Here is a 23239-nt window from a genome sequence, read left to right on the forward strand (position 1 = left end):
CTCAGACGCCCACGTACTTGTGGATCAGCGCGCGGTCGGATTTCAACTCCGACGGCGTCACCGTTTCCCGCGAATTCCCGTTCTCGATGAAGGTCACCCGGTCAGCGAGGGCGAGGACGGCGTCGATCCTCTGCTCGACCAGGACGATGGCGACCCCCTTGGCGCGCAGGGTCACGACGGTCTCGCGGATCAGGTCGATCATCGAGGGTTGCAGACCCTCGGTCGGTTCGTCGAGGAGAAGAAGCCGCGGCTCGACCGCCAGCGCCCGCGCCGTCGCCAGCATCTGCTGCTCGCCGCCCGACAGCGTGCCAGCACGCTGCGCCAGTCGCTCGCGGAGACGCGGGAACATGTCCAGGACCCGGTCGCGCGTCCCGGCGTCCTTGCCGCCCGCCATGAGACCGATCTCGATGTTCTCGGCCACCGTCAGCTCTGAGAACAGCCGTCGGCCCTGTGGGACATAGCCGACCCCCTGCCGTGCGATGCGGTGCGCGGGCAAGGCGCTGATCTCGGTCCCGTCGAGGAGGATGCGCCCGGCGGTCAGGGGCAGCAGACCCATGATCGCCTTCAGCGTCGTGGTCTTTCCGGCACCGTTCCGGCCCAGAAGGCACAGCACCTCGCCGGCGCGTGCCTCGAGGCTGAGACCGTGCAGGACGCGTACCGGACCGTAGCCCGCCTCGATGTCCTGGACCTCAAGCATGGGTCGTCCCGAGGTAGGCGTCCTGGACCGCAAGGTTTGCGCGGATCTGGTCGGGCGTGCCCGTCGCCAGAACCTCGCCCGTCTCGAGCACCGTGATGCGGTCGGCCAGCTCCATGACCACGTTCATGTTGTGCTCGATGAGGAGGATCGTCGTGGTGCCACGAAGGCTTCGAACCAGGTCGCCGAACCCCGCGATCTCGCTCTCCGCCAGCCCCTGCGTCGGCTCGTCGAGGATCAGGAGACGCGGTGCCTGCGCGACGCCCATCGCGATCTCGAGAAGCCGCTGGTGGCCGTAGGATAGATCGCCTGCAAGCTGGTCCGATCTTTCAGTGAGACCGACGCGGTCGAGAGCGGCCGCGACCCGGGCGGGGTCCCGGTCGTCGAGCGCCAAGGCGAGGTTGTCGAAGAGCGTCAGCCGCGCGTAGATCGCGGTGATCTGGAAGGTATAGGCCATGCCCATCTGCATCCGGCGATGCGCGGGCAGGCTTGTCACGTCCTTCCCGTCGAAGACGACGCGCCCCGAGGTCGGCGGGATGCGTCCCGCGATCATGCCGACGAGCGTCGACTTCCCCGCGCCGTTCGGCCCGATCAGCGCATGGACCTCGCCCGGATCGACCGAGAGGCTGACGTCCCTGACCGCCGTGAGGCTGCCGAAGACGCGGTTCAGCTTGTCGGTGGACAGGATCGTCACGGCAACCACCCGAGCCAGCGCTTCCTGATCTCTCCGACGATGCCCGCGCGCGCGAAGAGCGTCAGAAGGACGAGGACGACACCGGCGACCAGCATGTAGGCCGAGGTCAGATCCTGCGCCCAGTTGATGAGGTAGAACATGAACGCCGTGCCGACGAGAGGTCCGAGAATGGTGCCCGCCCCGCCCAGAAGCACCCAGAGCAGCGGGAAGATCGAATACTGGACCGAGGCGAACGTGGCGCCGACATAGCCGAAGAACAGCCCGTAGGCCGCGCCGGACGCGCCCGCGAAGGCGCCCGAGATCACCACTGCTCGGAACTTGTGGCTCTGAACGTCGTAGCCCAGCATCCGCGTCCGCTCCTCGTTCTCGCGGATCGCGACGAGGACGTGTCCGAAGCGCGACCGCGCCATCCAGAGCGTCAGAAGAAGGGCCGTGGCGAACAGGGCGAAGGCCGTCCAGAAGCGGACGTCGGGCGTCGAGAAGTCGAGGCCGGCGATCCTTCGCGCGCCTCGGGCAAGGACGAAGCCTTCTTCTCCTCGGGTCCAGGTCGTGAAGTAGAGGATCGTCAGGAAGGCGGCCTGCGAGAACATCAGCGTCACGATCATGAAGGCGACGCCCGCCGTTCTCAACGCGAGCGCCGCCACGGCCGCCGCCAGGGTCGCGGCGCAGGCAGTTCCCAGCACGAAGGCGGGCAGCGCGGGCAGGCCCAGGTGCTGCATGGGCAGGCCGAGGCCGTACATGCCGGCCCCGAAGAACATCGCATGGCCGAGGCTGAGAAGCCCGGTGTAGCCGAAGAGGACGTTGTAGCCGGTGGCATAGATGGCGAGGACGAGGATGCGCGTCAGGTTGCCCTGGTGATAGGTCGGCAGCAGCGGATAAAGCGCCGCGAGGCCCGCGATCACGCCGAGGTGCAGGACCAGCGCCCGCGTCTCGGGCCTCATGTGGCGGTCTTCCCGTAAAGCCCCTGCGGGCGGAAGACGAGGACGAGCGCTACGAGAAGCGTGGCGAGGATCTTCGCGAGCGTGGGCGAGAAGAAGACCGAGATCACGCCGTCCGACATCCCGATCAGAAGGGCGGCGACGATGGTGCCCCGGATCGAGCCGAGCCCGCCGATGATGACCACGATGAAGCTGAGAAGAAGCGGATCGCCCCCCATCAGGTAGTGCGCCTGCTGGATCGGCACGATCAGGACGGCGGCCAGGGCGGCTAGCGCCGCACCGAGACCGAAGACCAGGGCATAGACCGTCTCGACCGGAATGCCGAAGGCCAGCGCCGTCTCGCGGTCGAGTTGCGTCGCGCGCATGACGAGACCGAAGCGCGTGCGCGACAGGAAGGCCCAGAACGCGAGGAGTAGGACGACGGCGGCCACGATGACGAAGAGCTTGTAGCTCGTCGTCCCGAAGCCCCAGGGGTAATAGAGCTGAAGGCCGGCCTCGCCCCATTCGACCCAAGGGAGCGCGATGCGCGAGTTGAAGGGCGCCTCGACGGGCCGCGCCTCGGGGCCGTAGAGCATGAGCGCCGATTGCTGCATGATGTAGAGAAGCCCGATGGTCGCGACGATGGTCGCCTCGGGATCGTAGTTCACCCGCTTCAGTACAAGCCAGTCGGCCGCCATCGCGATGACGCCCGCGACGAGCGGGGCGATGACCAGCGCGGCGATGAAGCCTACCGCCGGATGCCCGCCGATGGCGGCCGCCACGAACCAGGCCATCACCGCGCCCAGCATGAAGAACTCGCCGTGGGCCACGTTGACGACACGCATCACCCCGAAGACCAGCGACAGGCCAAGCGCCGTCAGCGCTAGCACCGCCGCGCCGACCGCGCCTTCGAGGATCGCGAGGACAAGGTGCGGTCCGAACTCCATTCAGTCTCCGAAACGGCTGCGCCCGTGCGGATGCGCCTTCTTCTTGGCGGAAATACTCCGGGGGGTTCCGGCCCCGTGCCGGGACGGGGGCAGCGCCCCCTCCCGACGTCAGAAGCTCATCGTGGTATAATCGACCTCGTCCGGATAGAGCGTGTCCTCGATCGAGGTCGCGTGAACCTTCACGAGGCGGCCCTCCTTGGCCTGACTGACATACTGCCGTCCGAAGACCTGGTGCGTGCGCCCGTTGAACAGCTTCGGCCCCTGCGGATGCTCCATGCCCTCGGGCATGTCGGTCATCGCCTCGACGGCCTCGACCAGCGCCTGGCGGTCGTCGGGCCCGGCATAGCCCGAGGCCTCCATCGCGGCCTTGATGATATAGAGCGTCTCCCAGCAGCCCCACATGTGGGCGTAGGTCGAGACGTCCTTGGCATCGCTCGTGCTGGCGCCCGTGTCATCGACGCCGACAGCGGCGCGGAAGGCCTTGTCGTATTCGGACTGGTCGGCCTGCGCATAGCGGGGGTTGCCCTCCCAGAAATATGTTCCGTCGAGAAATTCGAGCCCGGGAGACGCCAGATCGACCGCTTCGAGGCTGTCGATGAAGCCGAAGATCGCAGGCGCCGAAGGGCCGAAGAATTCGCCTAGCTCCTTGACGAAGGTGAGAACGGCGGGACCGACCATGACGTGGTACAGGACCTCCGTCTCGCGCGGGATCTGCGGGAAATACTTGGTGAAGGTCGTCTCGGTCGGCGGGATCGGGATCAGGCCGACGACGTCGCCGCCCGCCGCCTTCACAGCCGCCGAGAAGAAGTCGCGGTGGTCGTGGCCGAAGGCATAGTCCGGGAAGACCATCGTGACCTTCTTGCCGAGCGTGTCCGTCACCCAGGGCGCCATCGACGAGACCTGGCTCTTGACGTCGGTGATGCCGGGCTGGAGCGTCCAGCGGTTCAGCGCGCCCGACGCGACGTGGTGGCCTTCGGAGACGACGAAATAGGGCAGCTTCAACTCTCCCGCCGCAGGGGCCGAGCCCATGACGACGTGGCTGAAGAGGGTGCCGAACGCGATGTCGCAGTTGTGCTGCGTGGCGAATTTCTCGATCACCTCGGCGCCGCGCTTGGGATCGGTGCCGTCGTCCTCGGCCACGATTTCGACCGGCCGGCCGTTGATTCCGCCCGCGTCGTTGATCGCCTTGACGGCGGCTTCGGTGGTGCGGCCGTACCAGCGGCCGTAGGCGGCGCCGATGCCGGTCTGGTGTTGCTGAAAGCCGATGCGGATGGGCTCGGACTGGGCCGAGGCGAAGCGCGCGGCAAGCGGAGACGCGGCGAGGAGGCCGCCCGCGGCGGCGCCCTTCAGAAGGCTGCGGCGGCTGGTGAGACGGTGCGAGGTCACGGTCGGAACTCCCTGTTTCGGCGCCCTTGTCGCGGCGCTTCCTGTGCGGGCCGATGATTTGCGGGGCGCCCCCCACATGTCCAGAGGTTTTCCTGCCGCAGCGTCAGGCTGCACGCATTTTCCCCGGTCACGCCCCCCGCGGCGCGGCAAGAAGCCAAAGGCCGAGGAAGGTGTAGGCGACCATGAAGCCCGACAGCGGCAGGGTCAGGCGCACGGCGCGGGCGTGGTCGTCCCCGACGATGTCGAGCGCGATGCGATGCGACAGGAGGACCGACCAGACGTGACCCGCGACGACGACCGCCGCCTGCGTCAGCCAGATGACGCGGACGAGGTCGAGACGATTGAACATGCCGGTCGACACGCGGAACGAGGCGAGGCCGAGGAGATCCGCGCCGCTGTGGAGCGGGTCGTTGAGCGCCACGATCCAGTACTGGAGGCCCACGAGGATCGCGGTGAGGTAGTGCGCGATGTGGTAGGCCAGCGCGATCGGCAGAAGGGCCAGCGCGAGGCGCGAGAAGGCGGGGACGAAGGCGCCTCCGCCCGCCAGAGCCAACCCCGCGCGCACAGTCAGCGCGAAGGCGGCCCAGAGCGCCAGGATCGCGGCGCCCAATCCCAGCATCGTCGGGAGGACGACCGCCGATCGACCGGGAAACTCGAGCGGGTTCACCCCGATCAGGCCCAGCCACCAGAAGGTCTCGTTGATCCCGTCGAAACTTCCCACGGCAAGGAGCGTCAGCGCGAAGAGCCCGAGACCGGGTAGGGGCGAGGCGGCGAGCGCCCTCCAGCCCGGTCCGCCAGCGCCTCCGTCCGGTCCCCACTGGATCGGCGCGAGCCTCGCGTAGGTCGACAGGACGACGCGCCCCAATTCCGCGTGTCGCGTCCAGCCGTCTCCGCAGAGAAGGCAGCCCGCCATCGTCACCAGCCAGTAGACCGCGACGACGACGGCGAGCCGCCTCGGATCGTCAGGGGCTAGGTCGGCGAGAAGGAAAGCGGCAAAGGCCACCAGCAGGATGAGCGCCGGCCAGACACCGAGACGAGGCGGCAAGGTCACTCTCGGACGGATCGGCGACAGGAGGTGCAGGAGACCGGTCCAGGGGTTGATCCACCTCCAGATATCCCCTGCGACCGCTGCGAGGGGCACCAGCGCCATCCATCCCATGGTCCAGAAGCTGAGGGGCAAGAGATTGTCGAGCGGACCGCGCGGACCTGCGACCCCCAGCGTGACAAGACTGGCGAGGAGGAGAAAGGACAGGACGCTCGTGATGACAGGGAGGATCTCAGGCGCCTTGGTGAAGCTGAAGATCATCGACGCGAAGATGGCGCGCACCGCAGCAGGTCGCGCGGCGAACAGGACGAGCACCGTCAGCGCGACTGCAGCCACGCCCGCCACGGTGTAGGCACGCGTCGGGAGGAGGAGGACGAAGCCACCTTCGGAGGTGTGGCTCCACGCGGCGACGGGAAGCGCAAAGAGGAAGAAGGCAAGGCGACCTGGCGTCATGGCGCGAGACTTGTCGAGGTCGCGGACGAAGGCAAGCGGTGGCGCTATTGACAGCCTTCGGGCCGCCGTCCTTCTATTCGTGTACAAGCAATCGGAGCGGACATCGCAAGTGGCGGGCGGAAGAGTTCTCGGCGTCGATGTCGGCGGCACCTTCACGGATCTCGTCGAGGTCGACGCGGGTAGCGGTGCGATCCGCATCGCGAAGACACCGACCACGCCCGAGAACCAGGCTTTCGGCGTTCTTGCCGCCGTCGATGCCGCCGAGGTTGAGCTGGGCCGGGTCGACCTGATCGTCCACGGGACGACGACCACCACCAACGCCGTCCTCGAGCGCAAGCTGGCGCGCACCGGGCTCATCACCACCAGGGGGTTCCGCGACGTCCTCGAGCTTGGCCGCCGCACGCGCCCGCAGGCCTACGGCATGAAGGGCGAGTTCCGCCCTGTCATCCCGCGCGACCTGCGGATCGAAGTGCCGGAGCGGATGGACGCCAAAGGGCGCGTCCTGACGCCGCTGAACGAGGCCGCGACGCGCGCAGCGATCCTCGAGCTTCTCGACAAGGGGTGCGAGGCGCTGGTCATCCACTTCCTGCACGCCTACGCCAACCCGGTCCACGAGTATCGCGCGGCCGAGATCGCGGGCGTTCTCTGGCCGAACCGCTTCATCACCATGGGACACAGCCTGCTGTCCGAGACGCGCGAGTTCGAGCGCGGCGTGACGGCGGCGGTGAATGCGAGCGTCCAGCCTCTGCTGGAGCGCTACGTCGCGCGCCTTCGGTCCGAGCTGGAGGGTCGGGGATACAGTGGCGAGCTTCTGGTGATGAACGGCAACGGCGGCATGGTCTCGTCCCGCCACGTCGCGCACGAGGCGGCGAAGACGGTCATGTCGGGGCCGGCCTCCGGAGTGATGGCCGCCGCCTATACCGGGCGGCGGGTGGGGGAGGGCAACCTCCTGACCTACGACATGGGCGGAACCTCGACCGATGTCGCTCTGATCCGCGACGGCGCGGCGCCGGTGTCGAACGAGATCGAGATCGAATACGCGATGCCGATCCATGTGCCGATGGTCGACGTCCGCACCGTGGGGGCGGGCGGAGGCTCGATCGCGCGTGTGAACGCGGCGGGGCTGCTGGAGGTCGGACCCGAAAGCGCCGGCGCCGAACCAGGACCGATCTGCTATGGCCGGGGTGGAACGCGGCCGACGATCTCGGACGCGAACCTGCTTCTGGGGCGTCTCGATCCCGCGAAGCTGGCCGTGCGCGGTGGGGTGACGCGCGACGCCGTAGCTGAGATCTTCGCGCGCGAGTTGGGGCGTCCGCTTGGTACGAATGCAGAGGGCGCGGCCGAGGCCGTCATCCGCCTCGCCAACGCGAAGATGGCGGGTGCGATCCGCATGGTGTCGCTGTCTCTCGGTGCTGACCCGCGCGACTTCGCCCTTTTCGCCTTTGGCGGTGCCGGGCCGCTTCACGCGGCGGCACTGGCGAGCGAACTTGGCGTGCCGCGCGTCCTGATCCCGGCGCGGCCAGGCCTGACCAACGCGCTGGGCTGCGTCGTGGCCGACCTGCGGCACGACTACGTTCGGACGCTGAACCGGCCGTTGGACACGCTGGACATGGGCGAACTGCACGAGGTCTTCGCCGAGCAGGCGGCGTCCGGCGAGGCCGCCCTGAACCGCGAGAGGATCGAAGTCACCGGGGTGACGCACAGCTTCAGCGTCGACATGCAGTTCATGGGCCAGTCGCACGTCGTCCGCGTGCCGCTCGATGCGCCCGATCCATCGCGCGAGACGCTTCGGACGCGGTTCGAGCGCGTCTACTGGGACAGGTTTCGCGTCGAGCTGGCCCAGATCCCGGCGCGCGTGGTCAACGCCAACTGCTCGGTCATCGGCGCGTCGGCGTCCGTCGACCTGGGCGGCCTGATCGACCCCGTGGGCCGCATGGCGCGCGCCGCTCCCGCGTCGGTCCGAGCGGTCATCTTCGACGGCGAGGCGCACGACACTCCCGTCTACTGGCGCGACCACTTGCCGGAGGATGTGAGACTCGACGGCCCCGGGATCATCGAGCAATTCGACTCGACCATCCTCATCCCGCCGGGCGACCGCGTGGAAGGCATCGCGGACGGTAACCTCGTCATCCACGTGGGAAGTGCCGCATGACCGTCGATCCGATCACGCTGTCGGTCATCCAGGCGGGGTTGCAGCAAGTCTGCGACGAAATGGATCTGACGTTCTCTCGCGCCGCCTTCTCGCCCGTCATCGCCGAAGCGAACGACCGCTCGGACGGCATCTATTCAGCCGAGGATGGATCCCTGATCGCGCAGGGGCAGGGCGGCTTGCCCGTTTTCGTCGGCACGATGCAGTATTCGACGCGGACGCTGATCGAGATGATCCGCGACGGGCGCGCGGCGGCGCCGAAGCCGGGCGACACCTACATCGTCAACGATCCCTACCTGGGCGGCACGCACCTGATGGACGTCAGGTTCGCGAGACCCTTCTACAGGGACGGCGCAATCTTCTGCTGGCTGTCGAACACCGGGCACTGGCCCGACACGGGCGGCGCGGTGCCCGGCGGCTTCTCGGCCTCCGCCACGTCGGTCGAGCAGGAGGGGCTGCGCCTGCCGCCGGTGCGGCTGTTCAAGGAGGGCGTCCTCGATTCCGAGATCTACGCCATCATCTGTTCGAATATTCGTATCGCCGACCAGCGGATCGGGGACGTGAAGGCGCAAGCGGCGGCGCTGACCGTGGGCGAGGAGCGGCTGACGGCGCTGCTCGACCGCTATGGCGACGACGTGGTGCGCGCGTCCATCGACGCGCTGCGTGGACGTGCGGCGGCGCAGATGCGGACGCTGATCGACGAGATCGCGGACGGCACATACGAAAGCACGGCCTGGATCGACAGCGACGGCGTGGTGAACGAGCCGCTGGCGATAAGACTAACGGTCGAGAAGACGCCGGGCGCCCTCAGCTTCGATTTCTCGCGTTCGAGTCCACCCTGCATGGGGCCGATGAACTCGGTCCTCGCCACGACGCATTCGTCGGTCTACCTCGCGATGCGGCACATCTTTCCAGAGGTTCCGATCAGCGCGGGCGCGTTCGAACCCCTCTCGATCGTGGGCTGCGAAGGGACGTTCCTCGACGCGCGCTATCCCCGGCCGGTGTCGGGTTGCGCGGCCGAGGTCAGCCAGCGCATCGCCGAGGCCGTCTTCGCGGCACTGGTGGAGGCCTTGCCGGACCGCGTGACGGCCGCTCCGGCAGGCACCAGCGGCAACTTCGCCTTGGGTGGCCACGATCCCGAAACCGGGCGCAACTATGTCATGTATCAGCTTTCAGGGGGCGGCTACGGCGGCAATGCCGACCATGACGGCCTGGCCAACGGGTGCTCGACCATCGGGATATCGAAAGCGCCCCCGGTCGAGATCATGGAGCAGAATTTCCCGGTTCTCTATCACCGCTACGCGCTGCGTGAGGGCTCGGGCGGGCGCGGTCGGCACAGGGGCGGCCTGGGACTGGACTACGAGGTCGAACTGCTGCGCGGAACCGCGCGGGCGAGCTTCGTCATGGATCACGGGCGCTTCGGCCCGCAGGGCGCGCTTGGCGGCGAGGACGGCGCGAAGAACGAAGTCGAGGTCTGGCGGAACGGTGCGAAGTACGCGCCCGAGCACCTGTCGAAGGAACAGGACATCCCGCTTCGCGCGGGCGACCGGGTGCGCGTGCGGACGCCGGGCGGCGGCGGATACGGCTCGGCCTCCGAGCGTGAGTCCGACCTGACGGACGAGGACCGGCGGCTGGGGCGCGCCTGACTGCCGCACCGGCTTGCGCCATCTTCCCATGCGCGAGACAGTGCGGCATGTCCCGCGTCGTCTCCACCCTGCGCCGCCACAAGGTTCTCGCCGCGATCTTCCTCGTCGCGCTGACGCTCGCGCTCGGTTTCGCGACCGTCATGGCGGTACACGCAATCCGCTTCCGCGACCATGTCGTGGAACGACAGCCGGTCGAATCCTGGATGACCATCCGCTATGTCGCACGCGCCTGGCAGGTCCCGCCCGACGAGATCGGCGCCGCTCTCGGCGTCGACCGCGACACGGGCAGGGGCCGCAGCCTGAACGAAATCGCGGAGATGCAGGGTCTGACGCCTGAAGAAGCTGTCGCCGCCGTCGAACGCGTCCTGGCCTTAACGCGTCCCAGACCGTGACAGAAACCCTATACGCTCTCGTCGCGGACTGGGGTCTCTGGATCGTCGCCGCCTCGGCCTTCCTGTCGTGCCTCGCCTTCCCGATCCCGACCTTCGCGGTGATGCTGGCGGGCGGCGCCTTCGCCGCCACGGGCGACCTGACGCTCTGGTCCGTCCTCGTGACGGCCTACCTGGCGGCCATCGCGGGCGACAACACCGGCTATCACATCGGCCGACTTGGAGGGGCGCCGCTTCTCGCACGGCTGCGGGCCGCCCCGGCGCGAGCGGTAATGGTCGATCGGGCCGAAGAGACGGTGCGGACCTGGGGGCCGCTCGGCGTTTTTTTCTCGACGTGGCTCGTGGCGCCTCTCGGGCCTTACGTCAACTTCATCTCCGGCGCGGCCGGCATGAGGTGGGGGACCTTCCTGGCCTGGGATGCGGCGGGGGAGGCGATCTGGGTCACCGGCTATGTTCTTCTGGGGTATATCTTCGCCGAGAAGCTCGATGTGCTGACGGGTCTCGTGGGGGACTGGGGCGGGCTCGTGTCCTCGGTGTCCATCGCGGTCATCGCGGGTTTCTTCCTTATCCGCGCGATGCTGAACGAAGGCGACGAGACCTAGAGCGGACGCCAGCTCACCCCGGCAGGCGGCAGCGCCACGCCCTCGAAGTCCTGCGGCTCGGGCGCATAGTTGAAGACGAAGCGGTGGGTGGCCGTGTCCCGGACGCGCAAGCCCTCGGGCAGATCGAGCGTGGCAAGCTTTTCGTCGGCGCAAGCGCGCGCCACGATGCGGTCGAGAGCGACGTCGTCGGGCCAGCCCGCAAGATAGGTCAGGCCGCCGGAACGGACCATGGCCGGTCGCCCCTCTCGGGTGCGTTCGACGACCTCGGCGCGTCCCTCGAGATGTTCGAACCAGCGACGGAACGCGCCGCCGTCCGCGAGCGGGACGTCGGCGAAGGGCGGAAGACTTTCGACGCGGGCGACGACGGTGTCGAGACCGGGCAGTGCGGGGGCGAGAGGAACGCGAAGGGACATCTCGGACGTCTTGGCGTTCGTCCTGGGGCCAAGGATGGCGGTTCCCCCGAAGCCCGCGAGAGCGGCGGACAGGGGCTCCGGCAGCGTCGCCAGGGCAGGCACCAAGACGACGCGATACCCGTCGAGCGTAGCTGTCTCCGGCGGCAGGATGTCGATGGAAAGGCCCTTGCGGCGAAGCGCGCGATAGATCGCGAAGACGAGGTCGAAATAGTCGAAGTCCTGCCCCTGCGGTTCCGCCTCCCATGCCCAGGCGGAGGCATAGTCGAAGACGATGGCGACCCTGGCTTGCGCCGTGCCGGCCTCGGGCATGTCGGTTAGTTCCGCGGCGACCTGCCGGACCTCGGCCAGCGCAGGGGCGTCGGCGGAATCGGGACGCAGGAGGCCCGCATGCATCTGTTCCTGCGCGAAAGGCGCCTGCCGCCAGCGGAAATAGCTCACCGTTTCGGCCCCGTGCGCGAAGGCCTCCCACGCCCAGAGCCGCGCCATGCCGGGCAGGGGGGCCGGGTTCCACGGGGCCCAGTTCACCGGGCCTGGCTGCTGTTCCATCACCCACAACCGCCCGCGCCCGACAGCGCGGTAGAGGTCGTGGTGAAATGCCTGGGCGTCGGGATCTCCCTGCCGCAGGTACCGGGCACACCTTGCCTCGTCGTCCCCCAGCCGGGTCAGGAGGAAACCGAGCGGGTAGCTGTCCCAGGCCGCCACGTCGAGATCGGCGCCGACCTGGAAATGGTCGAAGTCCAGGAAACGCCCCATGTAGTTGTGGATGACGGGCGCGTCGCTGTGGCGGCGGATGATCTCGACCTGCGCGCGGTTGAACCGGGCGACCTGTTCGGACGAGAACCGCCGGAAGGCCATCATGTGTGCCGGGTTCGCCTGAGCCACGAGGAGGTTCGGAAGGTCGATCTGTCCAAAGTCGCCGTAGTCCATCGACCAGAACACGTTGCCCCAGGCGCGGTTCAGCGCCTCGGCCGACTGGTAGCGGCGGGCGCACCAGTCCTGGAACGCGCGGCGGGCCGCGTCGGAGTAACTGATCACGGTATCGTGGCAGCCGAACTCGTTGTCCGTCTGCCATGCGGCAACGTGCGGGTGTCGCCCGTAGCGTTCGGCCAGGAAACTGACGATGCGCCTGCACTCGGCGAGGTAGCCGGCGTGGCTGAAGCAGACATGGCGCCGCGACCCATGCTTCCGCGCCCGTCCGTCAGCATCGACGATGACCGCGTCGGGGTGGCGGTCCAGTATCCAGCGGGGCGGCGCAGCGGTGGGCGTGCCGAGGATCACCTTCAGACCGGCAGAGCCGAGGGTGTCGATCGCGCGGTCGAGCCAGTCGAACTCCAGTCGACCGGCCTCGGGTTCGAGACGGGACCAGGCGAACTCCCCGATCCGCGCCCATGTCAGACCCGCTTCGACCATCCGGCGCGCATCGTCGAGCCAGAGAGCCTCGTCCCAGTGTTCAGGATAGTAGCACACCCCGAGGGCGCGCCTCGCCGCCGTCATTTTGTCCTCCCTGCACGTACCGGTCACCTAGGCAGGGGCAGATGGACAAGGCAAGACGTTCAGGCAGCGGAGGCGGTCGCGTCGTCCAGAACCCGACAGATGTCTTTCGGCATCGCGGGCTTTTCGATGCAGGTAGCGTCGGCGAAGCCGGGAACCGACTTACGCTGGCGGGGATCGCCGCTGATGAAGATGACCGCGCAGTCTATCTCGAGAAGCTCGTGGGCCAACGGCCACACGACCTCGCTTCCCACATTTATGTCAAGAAGAGCGATGGTGGCTGTGTCGGTCTCGAGCAGCCTGCGCGCCATGCCAAGCGTGAAGGCCGGACCCAGGACGGTCCGACCCGTGGATTCAACAGTCGCCGCAAGGTCGAGCGCGATCAGTGTCTCGTCGTCCACGACGAGGACGATGTCTGTCTCTCCGGTCATGGCATCGTCCTGTCGATGAGCCTCTGCGGTCCGGCCCGAGCGGCCGGACTCGTTCGTTATTCAGCCGCTATGGCTTCGCTCGACCGTGAGGTCTTGAGCTTCCGCATGAACTGGCCTGCGGCGAAAAGGCCTTCGTGGCAGCCGCAATCGAAGCGCGGGCTGCGAACCGCCAGACCGTAGATCCGGCCGCACGCTGCAATGGCGTCTGTCAGCTGGATCTCGTTTCCGGCGCCTGGCTGGGTGTTTTCCAACGCGACGAAGATCTCTTCCGACAGGACATAACGGCCAATCGCGGCGAAGAGCGAGGGCGCCTTGTCGGGATCGGGCTTCTCGACCAGACCACGGGCCGCACGCGGCATGCCGACAGTGTCGGAGCCCTCGAAATCGAAGACGCCGTAGCTGGAAATTTCGTCCTCCTTCACACGCAGGGAGGCGATCAGGCTGTTCATGCGCTCTGGATCGAACGCATCGACCATCTGCCCCAGGCATGATGTCCCGACGATCAGATCATCGGGAAGAATGACGCCGACCGGACCGGGAAGACATTCGTCCCGAGCGCAAAGGACGGCATGGCCGAGGCCGCGCGCTTCGTCCTGGTAGACGAGGCGGACGTCCACCTTTTCAGGGATGCGCGCGCTTTGAAGCCGACGGAGGAGCTGAACCTTGCCCTTCTCCTTCAACGTCGCCTCGAGACCTTCGCTGACGCTCAGATATTCCTCGATCGCGACCTTCGAGCGGTGAGACACCAGAACGATACGTTCGGCCCCAGCGGAAATGGCTTCGTCCAGGGCGAACTGCAGGACCGGCGTGTCGTAGACAGGCAGCAGTTCCTTCGGGACCGACTTCGTCGCGGGCAGCATCCGCGTCCCATTACCGGCAACGGGAAGAATTACGGTTCTGACTTTCATGGTGACACACCCCTGTTTTAGCAAAGTCGTCCTCCGGTGCGTCATCACCGGTCTGGATGTTCAACCGGAGGGCGCCTCTGGAGTTCCCTCTCGCAGGTGCAGAATTTTGCGCAGGGCGGAAAAAGGCCCAGGGTCGAAAGACGCCGTCAGCGCTTGAAGACGAAGCTCATGTCCTCTGGCGCCGAGACGACCTCGAGCGTCGCCGCGACGCCGGCCTTCCTGACGTTCAGATCGACCCTGCGCCCTGCGATGGGAAGGCGCCGTATGGTCATCAGCGTGACGCCTTGCGGCAGCATCGGCTGACGGAACGAGACCGTACGCTTCAGCGTGTCGATCTCGATCCCCAGAAGCGATTGAATCATCAGGAAAGGCGAGCCTGCCGCCCAGGCCTGGGGCGCGCAGGCCGAGACATAGGGGATGGCGTGTGGCACCTCGCTTTTGGCGAAGCCGCAGAAAAGCTCGGGAAGCCGCCGTTCGGGAAAGTGCGATGACGCCGAGAGCAGGGATCCGAAGAGCGTCGAGGCGAACTTGGTGTCGCCGTAGCGCGCGGCGCCCGCCGAGACGATGGAGGTGTCGTGGGGCCAGACGCTGCCGACGTGATAGCCCATCGGGTTGTAGAGTGCGGAGCCCGTCGAGACGGTCCGCAGCCCGAAGCCCGACAGAAGGTCCGGCCGCCTGAGCGTGGCCAGCGCCTCTTCCGCCCGTCGCGAGGTCGTCGCGCCGGCAAAGAGGACGTGGCCCGCGTTCGACGACACCACTCGCGTCGGTCGCTTGTCGCCGTCGAGAGCCATGGCCCAGATGCCGAGGTCGCGCAGCCAGAAGGCCTCGTCGATGAGCCGGACAAGCGCCTCGGCCCGCGCTTCCAGTTCCTGCGCCATCGCGCCGTTGCCGAAGAAACGGTGCAGCCGTGCCGCCGAGCGCAGGGCGTCGACGTGATAAGCCTGGACCTCGACCAGCGCGATGGGGCCGTCGGCAATGGACCCGTCCTCGTGGAAGATCGCGTTGACGCTGTCCTTCCAGCCTTGGTTCCTCAGGCCGGTGGGGCTTTCGGTGCCGTATTCGACGAAACCGTCCCGGTCCTCGTCGCCCCAGGTCGACGCCCATTCGAGCGCCGCATCGATCGAGGGCATCAGGTGCTCGACGAAAGCGGCATCGCCCGTGCGCGCGAAATAGCGGGCGGCCAGCATGACGAAGAGAAGGGTCTGGTCGACGCCTCCGTAGTAGAGGGCGTAGGGCGTCTTGCCGAGACGGGCCATCTCGCCGTTGCGGACCTCGTGCAGGATCTTACCCGGCCGCGCGTCGCTTTCGTGGGAGGCCTCGGTCGCCTGGCGCGCGGAGAGAAACCCGAGGACTCCCCTCGCAATGGACGGATCGCACCACAGCGTCTGCATGGCGGTGATGATGCCGTCGCGCCCGAAGTGCGTCGCGAACCACGGAAGGCCAGCGTAGGGGTAGGGGCCCTCCATCGTCTCCGTCAGAAGCATCGAGAGGTCGGCGGCGGACCGTGAAAGCCACGTGTTTATGCCCGCGTTGTCGGTCTCGACCAAGGCCAGTCGCTTGAAACGGGCTTCGGCGATGGATGTCTCGACGGATTCGCGCTCGGCGGAATAGGACCGCCGCACCCGACGCTTTCCCTTCGGCATCTCGCGGTCGAAGCTGACGTACCAGTCCATCTCGACCTGTCCGCGCGCGGCAAGGGCGACCGGGATGGTGACCCGCCCGTCCTCGAGCACGACATCGCGGTCGAAGGTCAGGCGCGTTTCCATCCGGTGCCCGTCGGGAGCCTCGTAGCCCAGGACCACGTCCCGGCCATCGAGGCGCGGCGGACGCACGATGCCTCGGTCCGACCGGGGCACGCCCCGGATCTCGAAGACATCGAGGAAGTCGGCGTGCAGTTCGAGAACGAGGGGAAGCTCGATGTCCTCCTCGTGGTAGCTTTTGAAGATGAGCCTGTCGTGCAGAACGTGCGAAAGACGCCGAACGTGCGACAACGTGAAGGACTGGGCGGCCACCGCGTCGGTCCCGTCGAGGAAGCGCGCGTTGGACACGAGCGTCTCGAAGGTGGTGTTCAGACGGTCGACAGAGGCCTTCATGAAGACCGGAGGCAATCCGGCCGGCAGCACGCGCAGCCGTGACAGCATCCGGGTATCGTCGAGATAGACGCCCTCGCGCTCGATACCGACACCTTGCGCGTCGGGGCCGAGAATCTCGCCCGTATCCGAAAAGACGATGAAAAGGTGATCGCTCTTCAGGGCGTTGAAGTTGGTGGTGTTCGGACCTGTTGTCTGAGGTGTGCCGGTGCGTGCCGCCTTGGCTACGGCGTCCATTTCTCGTGCTGGTTCGCTCATCGTCCCTCGCGCGCCTTGCCTGCTCTGACCGCCGGACGCCGCGCCTCCGCCACGGGCGTGACTTAGGCCGGTCGTTCCGGCGCGCCAGATCTCCGCCCCGGTTTTCAGCGAGATGCGCGAAGTCTCGCGAAAACAGTCCATCGCTCGGGAACCGGATTGTCGCCGTTCGGATTATTCCGACGTTGCCATGCGGAATCCTCGATGACCCTTCACACCCCCATTCCGGTCCCTCCGGCGCGCGCCTCCATGGCGGGTCGGAAAGGGGGCCCGGGCACCCGAACCATGCTTGGGCTGGCGGCGCTCGTCGCCCTCGCCGTCTTCGGCAATGGGGCGGTATTAACGATGGCGATCGCCATCTTTGCGGCGCAGGCAGCGTTGAGCGCGATCCAGTTGATGCCGTCGCGCCGTGGCCGCCTGATCGCTCGGGACAAGCCCGTTCACCGGCGTCCGCGCGTCTACACCCTGCACGTCGCGACCCACAACGAGCCGCCCGAGGTCGTCATACGCACCATCCGAGGACTTCTGGCTCAGGTAGGCGCCCCTGCCTACGAAGTCATCGTCCTGGACAACAACACGCAGGATGCGCGGCTGTGGAAGCCTGTCGCAGCCTTTTGCGAAGGACGGAACGGCGTTCGCTTCCTCCACCGCGACGGCGTCGAAGGTGCGAAGGCGGGGGCGCTTGCCATTGCGCGCGACATGGCGCGTCCCGATGCGACGCATGTCGTCACCGTCGATGCCGACTATGCCGTCACCTCCGATTTCCTGGCGCGGGCCGACGCCGCTCTGACAGAGACCGGCGCCGATTTCGTTCAGTTCCCGCAGGCCTACGACCGTGACAGCGGAGCGCCGGGCGTGTCCGAGGAGCTGGGGGACTATTTCGCCCGCTTCGCGTCCCATGGGGACCGGCGCGGCGCCACGCTTCTGACCGGGACGCTCAGCGTGATTTCCCTCGATGCGCTCGACGCGGTCGGGGGTTGGCGCGCCGTCACCGTGACCGAGGATGCCGAGCTTGGAACCCGTCTGGTCGAGGCCGGGTATCGCGGGCACTTCGTGCCGCAGGTCGTCGGCCGGGGCCTACTGCCCCTCTCCGCCGAGAGCCTTTGCGCGCAGCGGCGGCGATGGGCGCACGGCAATGCCGCGACCTTTCTCCTACGGCCGGGTGTCGCACGCTCTCTCGCCCCGGTCCGCCAGCTTCTGGCCTGGGTGAATTTCCAGACGTTCGGCGCGATTCTTCTGATTTGGGGGCTGGCGTCAGAGCTTTTCGATCTCCGGTTCGGAACCGAGATCGTCGGCCTCGGTGTCGCCACTCTCTTCCTCGCGTTACTCGCCGCGATCCTGCCGTTCGCGACCGCGTCCCTTGGCGCCGCGACGTGCCGCATGGCGCTGCTTCCCTCCAGCGCCAGCGCCACCTTCGAGGCGCTGTGCGGCTGGGAGCAGACCTTCCTTCGTACATCGAAACTGCGCGAGGAGATCAGCGTCAGGATGCCGCCCGAGATGATAACGACACTCGGCCTGGGGCTAGGCGCAATCGTTCTTTCTGCCGTCAGCGGCGATCGCGTGGCGACGGCTGGGGGTATCGCGCTCTGCCTGCCGGCCGTCGCGTACTTCTACCTCGAGCATGAGCTCGCCAGATATCGTCGCCAACTCGGAGAGGTTTCCACATGATCCCCTCGGTCAACATCGTCATTCCCACCTTCAACCGCGCCCATCTCATCCGCGCCTCGGTGGAGGCGGCCCTGGGACAGTCTCATCCGCATTGCATCGTCACGGTCGTGGACGATGCGTCTCAGGACAGGACGCGCGAGATCCTGAGCGATTTCCGCACGAACCCGCGTTTCAACTACATCCGCCTGTCGCAGAACGGCGGCACGGCGCAGGCCAAGAACGTGGGCATCCTGTTTTCGCCATCGGACGCCATCACCTTCCACGACTCCGACGACGTCCCGCACCGGGACAAGGTCATCCGTCAGGCGCGCGTGATCGGCAACGAGGAGATCGGCGCCCACCCCGTCCTGAACTGGAAACTCGCCAGCCGCGTTCCGGGATCGAAAATCCAGGTCGGCGCGGTCCTGACGCACCACGAACTCATCCTGCCGAACGGCGAGCGGGTCGAGATCCGGCGCACCCTCTCCCTCGTCGACGATGTCTTCCCGAACCTTCAGATGGCGGCGGGCGTTCCGGGCGATTGGACACACGTCAACTCGGGCCTCTTCCATTCGTCCGTCTTCCGCAAGCTCGGCGGGTTCTCGGACTGCATCGAGGAAGACAGGGAATTCCGAAATCGCCTGATCCTTTCGGGCGAAATCATCTGGGTCATCCCGGAGGTCCTGCTGACGAAGATCGAGACGCCGGATTCCCTCACCCAGTCGTCCGACACAGACTACGACAGCGAGCGACGTCAGCGCGACCGCCAGCGCGTCTGGAAAATGGTCGAGGACTGGTTCCACACCCGCGAAGTCCCCGCCGCGCCGCTGGATCTGGCCGACCTTCGCATCGCCGAGATCTGGAACCGCGACCTCATCACCGTATCGGACGTCCTCAAGACCCCGGCGACAGGTGACCTGGCCTTGGCCGAAGTCCGCAGCCAGCGCGGCGTCGTTCCTTCGGTGGCATGATGCGTGTCGCAATCCTCGACCCCAACGCGCCGCGGCCCTACACGACCGATCCGGCGAGCCTGATCGGTCTGGGCGGGACGGAAATGACGATCGCGGACGTCGCTCATGGCCTCGCGCGCGACGTCAGGCTGGAAATCCACCAGGCGGCGCGGACCGCGTCCTCCTGCATCTCCGGCGTATGGTTCACGCCTTACGCATGGAAGGCGAAGGTCCGGGCGGAGACCATTGTCGTCATCAACTCCTGGAAGGCGGCCGTAGCGTGCCGCAAGGTCAATCCCGACGCGCGGATGCTGCTGTGGCTCCACAACGTCCCGGGGCGGCACAACCGCCGGATGGGCGAGGCACTGCGGGAGGCGGACGTCACCATCGTCTGCGTGTCGGCGTCTCACGCGCGGTCCCTGCGCGCGTTCCTCGGACGATCCGCGCCGAAGATCACGCATGTCTACAACCCAATCCCCGACGATCTGCGGCCGCTCGGACTGTCTCACGACCCGGACCTCCTGTTCTTCGCGAGCGCGCCGCACAAGGGGTTGTGCGAGGTCTTCCAGAACTTCCGTGCGGTGCGGGACGCCTTCCCGACGATGACACTTGCGGTCGCAGACCCAGCTTATATGCGATGGGATTGCGGCCCGGTCCCCGACGGAGTGCGCATGGTCGGACGCCAGGACAAGGCGCGGCTCTGGGAGGTCATGGAGCGCTCGCTCTGCCTCTTCTGTCCCCAGACGACCTTCGCCGAGACCTTCGGCATCGTTCTCGCCGAAGCCAACGCCGTCGGCTGCCCCGTCCTGACCCACGGCGGCCTCGGCGCGAACGACGAGGTCGTCTCGTCCAGACAGCAATGCATCGACTGCACCGACATGGACGCGATGATTGCCACCATCGGGCGCTGGCGGGAGAGCCGTCCCAAGGTCTCGGGCCGCAGCGACTTCCGCCTGTCGTCCGTGCTGGAGGACTGGCGGACGCTGCTTCAGATCGACGACAAGCCCTCGCCCCGGCTCCATGAGTCGTCCCGGCGCGGCTCCATGCCGGTCTACCTGGGCGCGGCGGAGTAGTCTCCGCCGCGTTGCGGCACGGTGCGCGACGGCAATGTCGCGCTTGCCTTGATAGTTTCCCTTCCGTAAGGCTGGAACCCGGACGGCCGCACAGACGGCTCACCGATGCCAAGGGAGGACATCATGACAATCACGTTCCGGGCGCTCGTCGCGAGCGCCGCAATCTCCGTATTCGGCACGGCGGCCTTTGCCGTCGAGTGCATCGCTCCGGCCAACCCCGGCGGCGGTTGGGATTTCACCTGCCGCCAGATCGGAAAGATCCTCTACGACATCGGTCAGGTCGACCAGCCCGTGCAGGTCACGAACATGGCGGGTGCCGGCGGCGGGGTCGCCTACAGCCACGTCGTGGGCGAACGCAATGATGACAGCGACCTGATCGTAGCGGCATCCTCTGCCACGACCACCCGGCTCGCCCAGAACGCCTTCGCCGGCATGACCGCCGATCAGGTCCGCTTCGTTGGTGCGATCGCAGGCGATCCCGGTGTGATCGTCGTGGCGAAGGACAGCCCGCTCAACACGCTTAACGACCTCGTCGAGGCCGTAAAGAACGGCGAGGACGTCTCGTTCGCCGGCGGTTCGGCCGCGGGCGGCTTCGACCACCTCAAGGTCCTCCAGGTCCTGAAGGCCGGCGGCGTCGATGACATCCGTGCGGTGAAGTATATCGGCGTCGACGGCGGCGCGGACGCGATCACCCAGACCATCGGCGGCTTCACCACCGCGATGACGGGCGACATGTCGGAAATCGTGGGCTTCATCCAGTCGGGCGAGGTCAAGGCGCTGGGCGTCCTGACGGAAGAGCGCGTACCGGGCTTCGAGGATATCCCGACCGCGAAGGAACAGGGGCTCGACGTGGTGGCCGTCAACTGGCGCGGCCTCTACGTGCCGAAGGGCATCTCGGACGAGCAGTTCAACGCCTGGGCCGAAAAGCTCCAGGCAGTGGCCGACAGCGCTGAATGGCAGGAAGCGATGGCCGCGAACGGTCTCGCGCCCTTCACCAAGGTCGGCAGCGACTTCCAGTCCTGGGTCGACGACGTCGTGGCCGAGACCGTCGTCCTCTCCAAAGAGATCGGCGTGATCCAGTAATGACCGGCGACCGCATCTTCGGAGCGGTCATGATCCTCCTGGCGCTGGGGTATATCCTCAGCGCCTCGACGATCCAGGTGCCGCTGTTCCCCGACCCGATGGGTCCGAAGGCCTTTCCCTATCTCATAGCAGGCGGCGTGATCGTCGCGTCGCTGGTGATGATCCTGCGACCCGATCCCGAGGCCGAATGGCCCGTGATGCGCACGCTCGCGGCGCTGGTCTTCGCGGCGGTGGTTATGGTGGCCTATGCCTATGCCATTAAACCGCTCGGCTTTCTCGTTCCGACGGCGATTGCGGCGGGTATCCTCAGCTATCAGCTTTCGCCGAGACCCCTGGCGGCGGCGCTGTCGGGGATCGGGTTGTCGGTCGGTCTCTTCGTGCTCTTCCGCTATGCGCTGGGCCTTGGCCTCGTGCCGTTGCCGAAAGGGTGGCTCGGCTGATGGACCTTTTGTCGAACCTGGCGCTTGGCTTCTCGGTCGCGCTTTCGCCCTACACGCTGATGCTGTCCGTGATCGGGTGCTTCCTGGGCACGATCATCGGGGCGCTTCCGGGACTAGGCCCGTCGAACGGGGTCGCGATCCTGATCCCGATCACCTTCACGATGGGCTTCGACGCGACACAGGCCCTCGTCCTTTTGACGTCGGTCTACTATGGCGCGATGTACGGCGGACGCATTTCGTCCATCCTCCTCAACATTCCCGGCGACGAACCGGCCCTGATGACGACGCTCGACGGCTATCCGATGGCCAAGCAGGGCAAGGCCGGGGACGCACTCGTCATCTCGGGCGTGGCGAGTTTCGTGGGCGCGTTCATCGCCACAATCTTCCTGATGCTGCTTGCCCCCTACATCGCGCGGCTCGCCTACAAGTTCGGTCCGGCGGAATACTTCGCGCTCTACCTGCTCGCCTTCTCGACCCTGGGCGGCATCGCGTCGAACAACCAGGCCAAGGCGGCGATGGCCTCGCTGATCGGCCTTGGCATCGCCACGATCGGACAGGGCGCGTCGGGCACCTCGCGTTTCACGTTCGGCAACCTGCACCTTCTGGACGGCATCGATTTCCTCGTCGCCATCGTCGGGCTGTTCGCGATCTCCGAGGTCTTCGTCTTCATCGAGAGCCACGGCAAGTCCAGTTCGATCGGCGTGAAGCTCGACAAGGTGACCATTCCCTTCCGGCTTCTCGGTCAGACCTTCGGGACCATGATCCGCGGCTCGCTGATCGGCTTCGTGGCGGGTATCCTGCCGGGTGCCGGCGCCTCGCTCGGCTCGTTCATGGCCTATATGGCCGAGAAATCCTGGGTCGGCTCGAAAGGCAACTTCGGCAAGGGTGACCCGCGCGGCGTCGCGGCGCCCGAGGCCGGGAACAACGCGGCCGCCGGGGGTGCGCTGGTGCCGATGCTGACCCTCGGCGTGCCGGGGTCGGGCACGACGGCGGTGCTGCTCGCACTTCTGATGACGCTCAACATCACGCCCGGCCCGACGCTTTTCACCGACAGGCCCGAAGTCGTCTGGGGCCTGATCGCGACGCTTCTCATCGCGAACTTCGTCCTGCTCGCGATGAACGTGCCGATGGTGAAGGTCTTCGTGAAGATCCTCATGGTTCCGCCCGCGATTCTCTTGCCGGGAGTGACGATGATCTCGTTCGTCGGCATCTACTCGCTGACGGGCAGCTATTTCGACCTGTTGCTGATGATCGGCTTCGGCGTTCTGGGCTGGATCTTCCGAAAGATGGACATCCCCACGGTTCCCGTGATCCTCGGCATCCTACTCGGTTCCAACATGGAGAACGCGCTTCGCCGCGCCATGACGCTGTCGGATGGAGACCCGTCCTATCTCTTCTCGTCACCGATCGCGGTGGTCCTGTGGATTTTGGCCGTTGTCGGCTTCGTCGCCCCCATCTTCATGCGCCGCGTGATCCGCAAGCCCCAGGCGATCACCGACTGATGCTTTTCATCCCGACGGGGCAGGACTAGGCTTC

20 protein-coding genes are annotated in these 23239 nt (G+C 66.9%); 10 read left to right on the forward strand and 10 right to left on the reverse strand.

Going from position 1 to position 23239, the window contains the following annotated elements:
• Nucleotide 1: 1 nt before the first annotated feature.
• From C8D95_RS03075 to C8D95_RS03100, 6 genes are all read right to left on the reverse strand, one after another.
• Nucleotides 2-697: an ABC transporter ATP-binding protein gene (locus C8D95_RS03075; protein WP_109757644.1), complete on the reverse strand. Its 696-nt coding sequence runs from the start codon at nucleotides 695-697 to the stop codon at nucleotides 2-4.
• Nucleotides 690-1388, reverse strand: a complete 699-nt coding sequence (locus C8D95_RS03080; protein ID WP_420902658.1) for an ABC transporter ATP-binding protein — start codon at nucleotides 1386-1388, stop codon at nucleotides 690-692. The genes C8D95_RS03075 and C8D95_RS03080 overlap by 8 nt, the downstream gene beginning before the upstream one ends.
• Nucleotides 1385-2329, reverse strand: a complete 945-nt coding sequence (locus C8D95_RS03085) for a branched-chain amino acid ABC transporter permease (protein WP_109757646.1) — start codon at nucleotides 2327-2329, stop codon at nucleotides 1385-1387. Before C8D95_RS03085 ends, C8D95_RS03080 begins: the two co-directional genes overlap by 4 nt.
• Nucleotides 2326-3252: a branched-chain amino acid ABC transporter permease gene (locus C8D95_RS03090; protein WP_109757647.1), complete on the reverse strand. Its 927-nt coding sequence runs from the start codon at nucleotides 3250-3252 to the stop codon at nucleotides 2326-2328. The genes C8D95_RS03085 and C8D95_RS03090 overlap by 4 nt, the downstream gene beginning before the upstream one ends.
• Nucleotides 3253-3360: 108 nt before the next feature.
• Nucleotides 3361-4638 (reverse strand): ABC transporter substrate-binding protein, encoded by a 1278-nt coding sequence (locus C8D95_RS03095; RefSeq protein WP_241239797.1) that lies wholly within the window; start codon nucleotides 4636-4638, stop codon nucleotides 3361-3363.
• Nucleotides 4639-4765: 127 nt separating this feature from the next.
• A complete protein-coding gene (locus tag C8D95_RS03100) occupies nucleotides 4766-6136 on the reverse strand; it encodes a hypothetical protein (protein WP_109757649.1) in 1371 nt (456 codons plus the stop codon).
• A 79-nt stretch (nucleotides 6137-6215) separates the two neighbouring features.
• Between C8D95_RS03100 and C8D95_RS03105 the strand changes: the two genes are divergently transcribed.
• Genes C8D95_RS03105 through C8D95_RS03120 form a run of 4 tightly spaced genes read left to right on the forward strand, consistent with a single transcriptional unit; the run spans nucleotide 6216 to nucleotide 10922 of the window.
• Entirely contained in the window at nucleotides 6216-8288 is a 2073-nt protein-coding gene (locus tag C8D95_RS03105; protein ID WP_249033304.1) for a hydantoinase/oxoprolinase family protein, read from the forward strand.
• Nucleotides 8285-9931 carry a hydantoinase B/oxoprolinase family protein gene (locus tag C8D95_RS03110; RefSeq protein WP_109757651.1) on the forward strand — a complete coding sequence of 549 codons (1647 nt, stop codon included), beginning with the start codon at nucleotides 8285-8287 and terminating at the stop codon, nucleotides 9929-9931. The genes C8D95_RS03105 and C8D95_RS03110 overlap by 4 nt, the downstream gene beginning before the upstream one ends.
• A gap of 47 nt (nucleotides 9932-9978) precedes the next feature.
• Entirely contained in the window at nucleotides 9979-10323 is a 345-nt protein-coding gene (locus C8D95_RS03115) for a hypothetical protein (protein WP_109757652.1), read from the forward strand.
• Nucleotides 10320-10922: a DedA family protein gene (locus C8D95_RS03120; protein WP_109757653.1), complete on the forward strand. Its 603-nt coding sequence runs from the start codon at nucleotides 10320-10322 to the stop codon at nucleotides 10920-10922. Before C8D95_RS03115 ends, C8D95_RS03120 begins: the two co-directional genes overlap by 4 nt.
• Here the strand turns inward: C8D95_RS03120 and C8D95_RS03125 are convergent.
• The 4 genes from C8D95_RS03125 to C8D95_RS03140 all read right to left on the reverse strand — a co-directional run bounded on the left by C8D95_RS03125 (nucleotide 10919) and on the right by C8D95_RS03140 (nucleotide 16513).
• Nucleotides 10919-12829, reverse strand: a complete 1911-nt coding sequence (locus C8D95_RS03125) for a beta-galactosidase (RefSeq protein ID WP_109757654.1) — start codon at nucleotides 12827-12829, stop codon at nucleotides 10919-10921. The genes C8D95_RS03120 and C8D95_RS03125 overlap by 4 nt on opposite strands.
• A 59-nt stretch (nucleotides 12830-12888) precedes the next feature.
• Entirely contained in the window at nucleotides 12889-13257 is a 369-nt protein-coding gene (locus tag C8D95_RS03130) for a hypothetical protein (protein WP_109757655.1), read from the reverse strand.
• Nucleotides 13258-13313: 56 nt separating this feature from the next.
• Nucleotides 13314-14165, reverse strand: coding sequence for a UTP--glucose-1-phosphate uridylyltransferase (locus C8D95_RS03135; RefSeq protein ID WP_164721567.1), 852 nt, complete (start codon nucleotides 14163-14165; stop codon nucleotides 13314-13316).
• A 146-nt stretch (nucleotides 14166-14311) separates the two neighbouring features.
• Complete coding sequence (locus C8D95_RS03140) at nucleotides 14312-16513, reverse strand: amylo-alpha-1,6-glucosidase (protein ID WP_164721568.1); 2202 nt, start codon at nucleotides 16511-16513, stop codon at nucleotides 14312-14314.
• A gap of 201 nt (nucleotides 16514-16714) precedes the next feature.
• Between C8D95_RS03140 and C8D95_RS03145 the strand changes: the two genes are divergently transcribed.
• The 6 genes from C8D95_RS03145 to C8D95_RS03170 all read left to right on the forward strand — a co-directional run bounded on the left by C8D95_RS03145 (nucleotide 16715) and on the right by C8D95_RS03170 (nucleotide 23205).
• Nucleotides 16715-18178 (forward strand): glycosyltransferase, encoded by a 1464-nt coding sequence (locus C8D95_RS03145; protein WP_109757658.1) that lies wholly within the window; start codon nucleotides 16715-16717, stop codon nucleotides 18176-18178.
• Nucleotides 18175-19128 (forward strand): glycosyltransferase family 2 protein, encoded by a 954-nt coding sequence (locus tag C8D95_RS03150; RefSeq protein ID WP_109757659.1) that lies wholly within the window; start codon nucleotides 18175-18177, stop codon nucleotides 19126-19128. Before C8D95_RS03145 ends, C8D95_RS03150 begins: the two co-directional genes overlap by 4 nt.
• A complete protein-coding gene (locus C8D95_RS03155) occupies nucleotides 19125-20180 on the forward strand; it encodes a glycosyltransferase family 4 protein (protein ID WP_109757660.1) in 1056 nt (351 codons plus the stop codon). The genes C8D95_RS03150 and C8D95_RS03155 overlap by 4 nt, the downstream gene beginning before the upstream one ends.
• 123 nt (nucleotides 20181-20303) lie before the next feature.
• Nucleotides 20304-21263, forward strand: coding sequence for a Bug family tripartite tricarboxylate transporter substrate binding protein (locus C8D95_RS03160; RefSeq protein WP_109757661.1), 960 nt, complete (start codon nucleotides 20304-20306; stop codon nucleotides 21261-21263).
• The gene (locus C8D95_RS03165; RefSeq protein ID WP_109757662.1) at nucleotides 21263-21703 is read left to right on the forward strand and encodes a tripartite tricarboxylate transporter TctB family protein; all 441 of its coding nucleotides are present in this window, start codon (nucleotides 21263-21265) and stop codon (nucleotides 21701-21703) included. Before C8D95_RS03160 ends, C8D95_RS03165 begins: the two co-directional genes overlap by 1 nt.
• Entirely contained in the window at nucleotides 21703-23205 is a 1503-nt protein-coding gene (locus C8D95_RS03170) for a tripartite tricarboxylate transporter permease (protein ID WP_109757663.1), read from the forward strand. Before C8D95_RS03165 ends, C8D95_RS03170 begins: the two co-directional genes overlap by 1 nt.
• Nucleotides 23206-23239 lie beyond the last annotated feature (34 nt).

Source organism: Silicimonas algicola, from assembly GCF_003148765.1.
Lineage (GTDB): Bacteria > Pseudomonadota > Alphaproteobacteria > Rhodobacterales > Rhodobacteraceae > Silicimonas > Silicimonas algicola.

What these genes read in the sequence shown, in the direction of transcription:
- C8D95_RS03075 (WP_109757644.1), bottom strand. Translation starts at nt 697, where the DNA reads ATGCTTGAGGTCCAGGACATCGAGGCGGGCTACGGTCCGGTACGCGTC.
- C8D95_RS03085 (WP_109757646.1), bottom strand. Translation starts at nt 2,329, where the DNA reads ATGAGGCCCGAGACGCGGGCGCTGGTCCTGCACCTCGGCGTGATCGCG.
- C8D95_RS03090 (WP_109757647.1), bottom strand. Translation starts at nt 3,252, where the DNA reads ATGGAGTTCGGACCGCACCTTGTCCTCGCGATCCTCGAAGGCGCGGTC.
- C8D95_RS03100 (WP_109757649.1), bottom strand. Translation starts at nt 6,136, where the DNA reads ATGACGCCAGGTCGCCTTGCCTTCTTCCTCTTTGCGCTTCCCGTCGCC.
- C8D95_RS03110 (WP_109757651.1), top strand. Translation starts at nt 8,285, where the DNA reads ATGACCGTCGATCCGATCACGCTGTCGGTCATCCAGGCGGGGTTGCAG.
- C8D95_RS03115 (WP_109757652.1), top strand. Translation starts at nt 9,979, where the DNA reads ATGTCCCGCGTCGTCTCCACCCTGCGCCGCCACAAGGTTCTCGCCGCG.
- C8D95_RS03125 (WP_109757654.1), bottom strand. Translation starts at nt 12,829, where the DNA reads ATGACGGCGGCGAGGCGCGCCCTCGGGGTGTGCTACTATCCTGAACAC.
- C8D95_RS03130 (WP_109757655.1), bottom strand. Translation starts at nt 13,257, where the DNA reads ATGACCGGAGAGACAGACATCGTCCTCGTCGTGGACGACGAGACACTG.
- C8D95_RS03135 (WP_164721567.1), bottom strand. Translation starts at nt 14,165, where the DNA reads ATGAAAGTCAGAACCGTAATTCTTCCCGTTGCCGGTAATGGGACGCGG.
- C8D95_RS03140 (WP_164721568.1), bottom strand. Translation starts at nt 16,513, where the DNA reads ATGAGCGAACCAGCACGAGAAATGGACGCCGTAGCCAAGGCGGCACGC.
- C8D95_RS03145 (WP_109757658.1), top strand. Translation starts at nt 16,715, where the DNA reads ATGACCCTTCACACCCCCATTCCGGTCCCTCCGGCGCGCGCCTCCATG.
- C8D95_RS03150 (WP_109757659.1), top strand. Translation starts at nt 18,175, where the DNA reads ATGATCCCCTCGGTCAACATCGTCATTCCCACCTTCAACCGCGCCCAT.
- C8D95_RS03155 (WP_109757660.1), top strand. Translation starts at nt 19,125, where the DNA reads ATGATGCGTGTCGCAATCCTCGACCCCAACGCGCCGCGGCCCTACACG.
- C8D95_RS03160 (WP_109757661.1), top strand. Translation starts at nt 20,304, where the DNA reads ATGACAATCACGTTCCGGGCGCTCGTCGCGAGCGCCGCAATCTCCGTA.
- C8D95_RS03165 (WP_109757662.1), top strand. Translation starts at nt 21,263, where the DNA reads ATGACCGGCGACCGCATCTTCGGAGCGGTCATGATCCTCCTGGCGCTG.
- C8D95_RS03170 (WP_109757663.1), top strand. Translation starts at nt 21,703, where the DNA reads ATGGACCTTTTGTCGAACCTGGCGCTTGGCTTCTCGGTCGCGCTTTCG.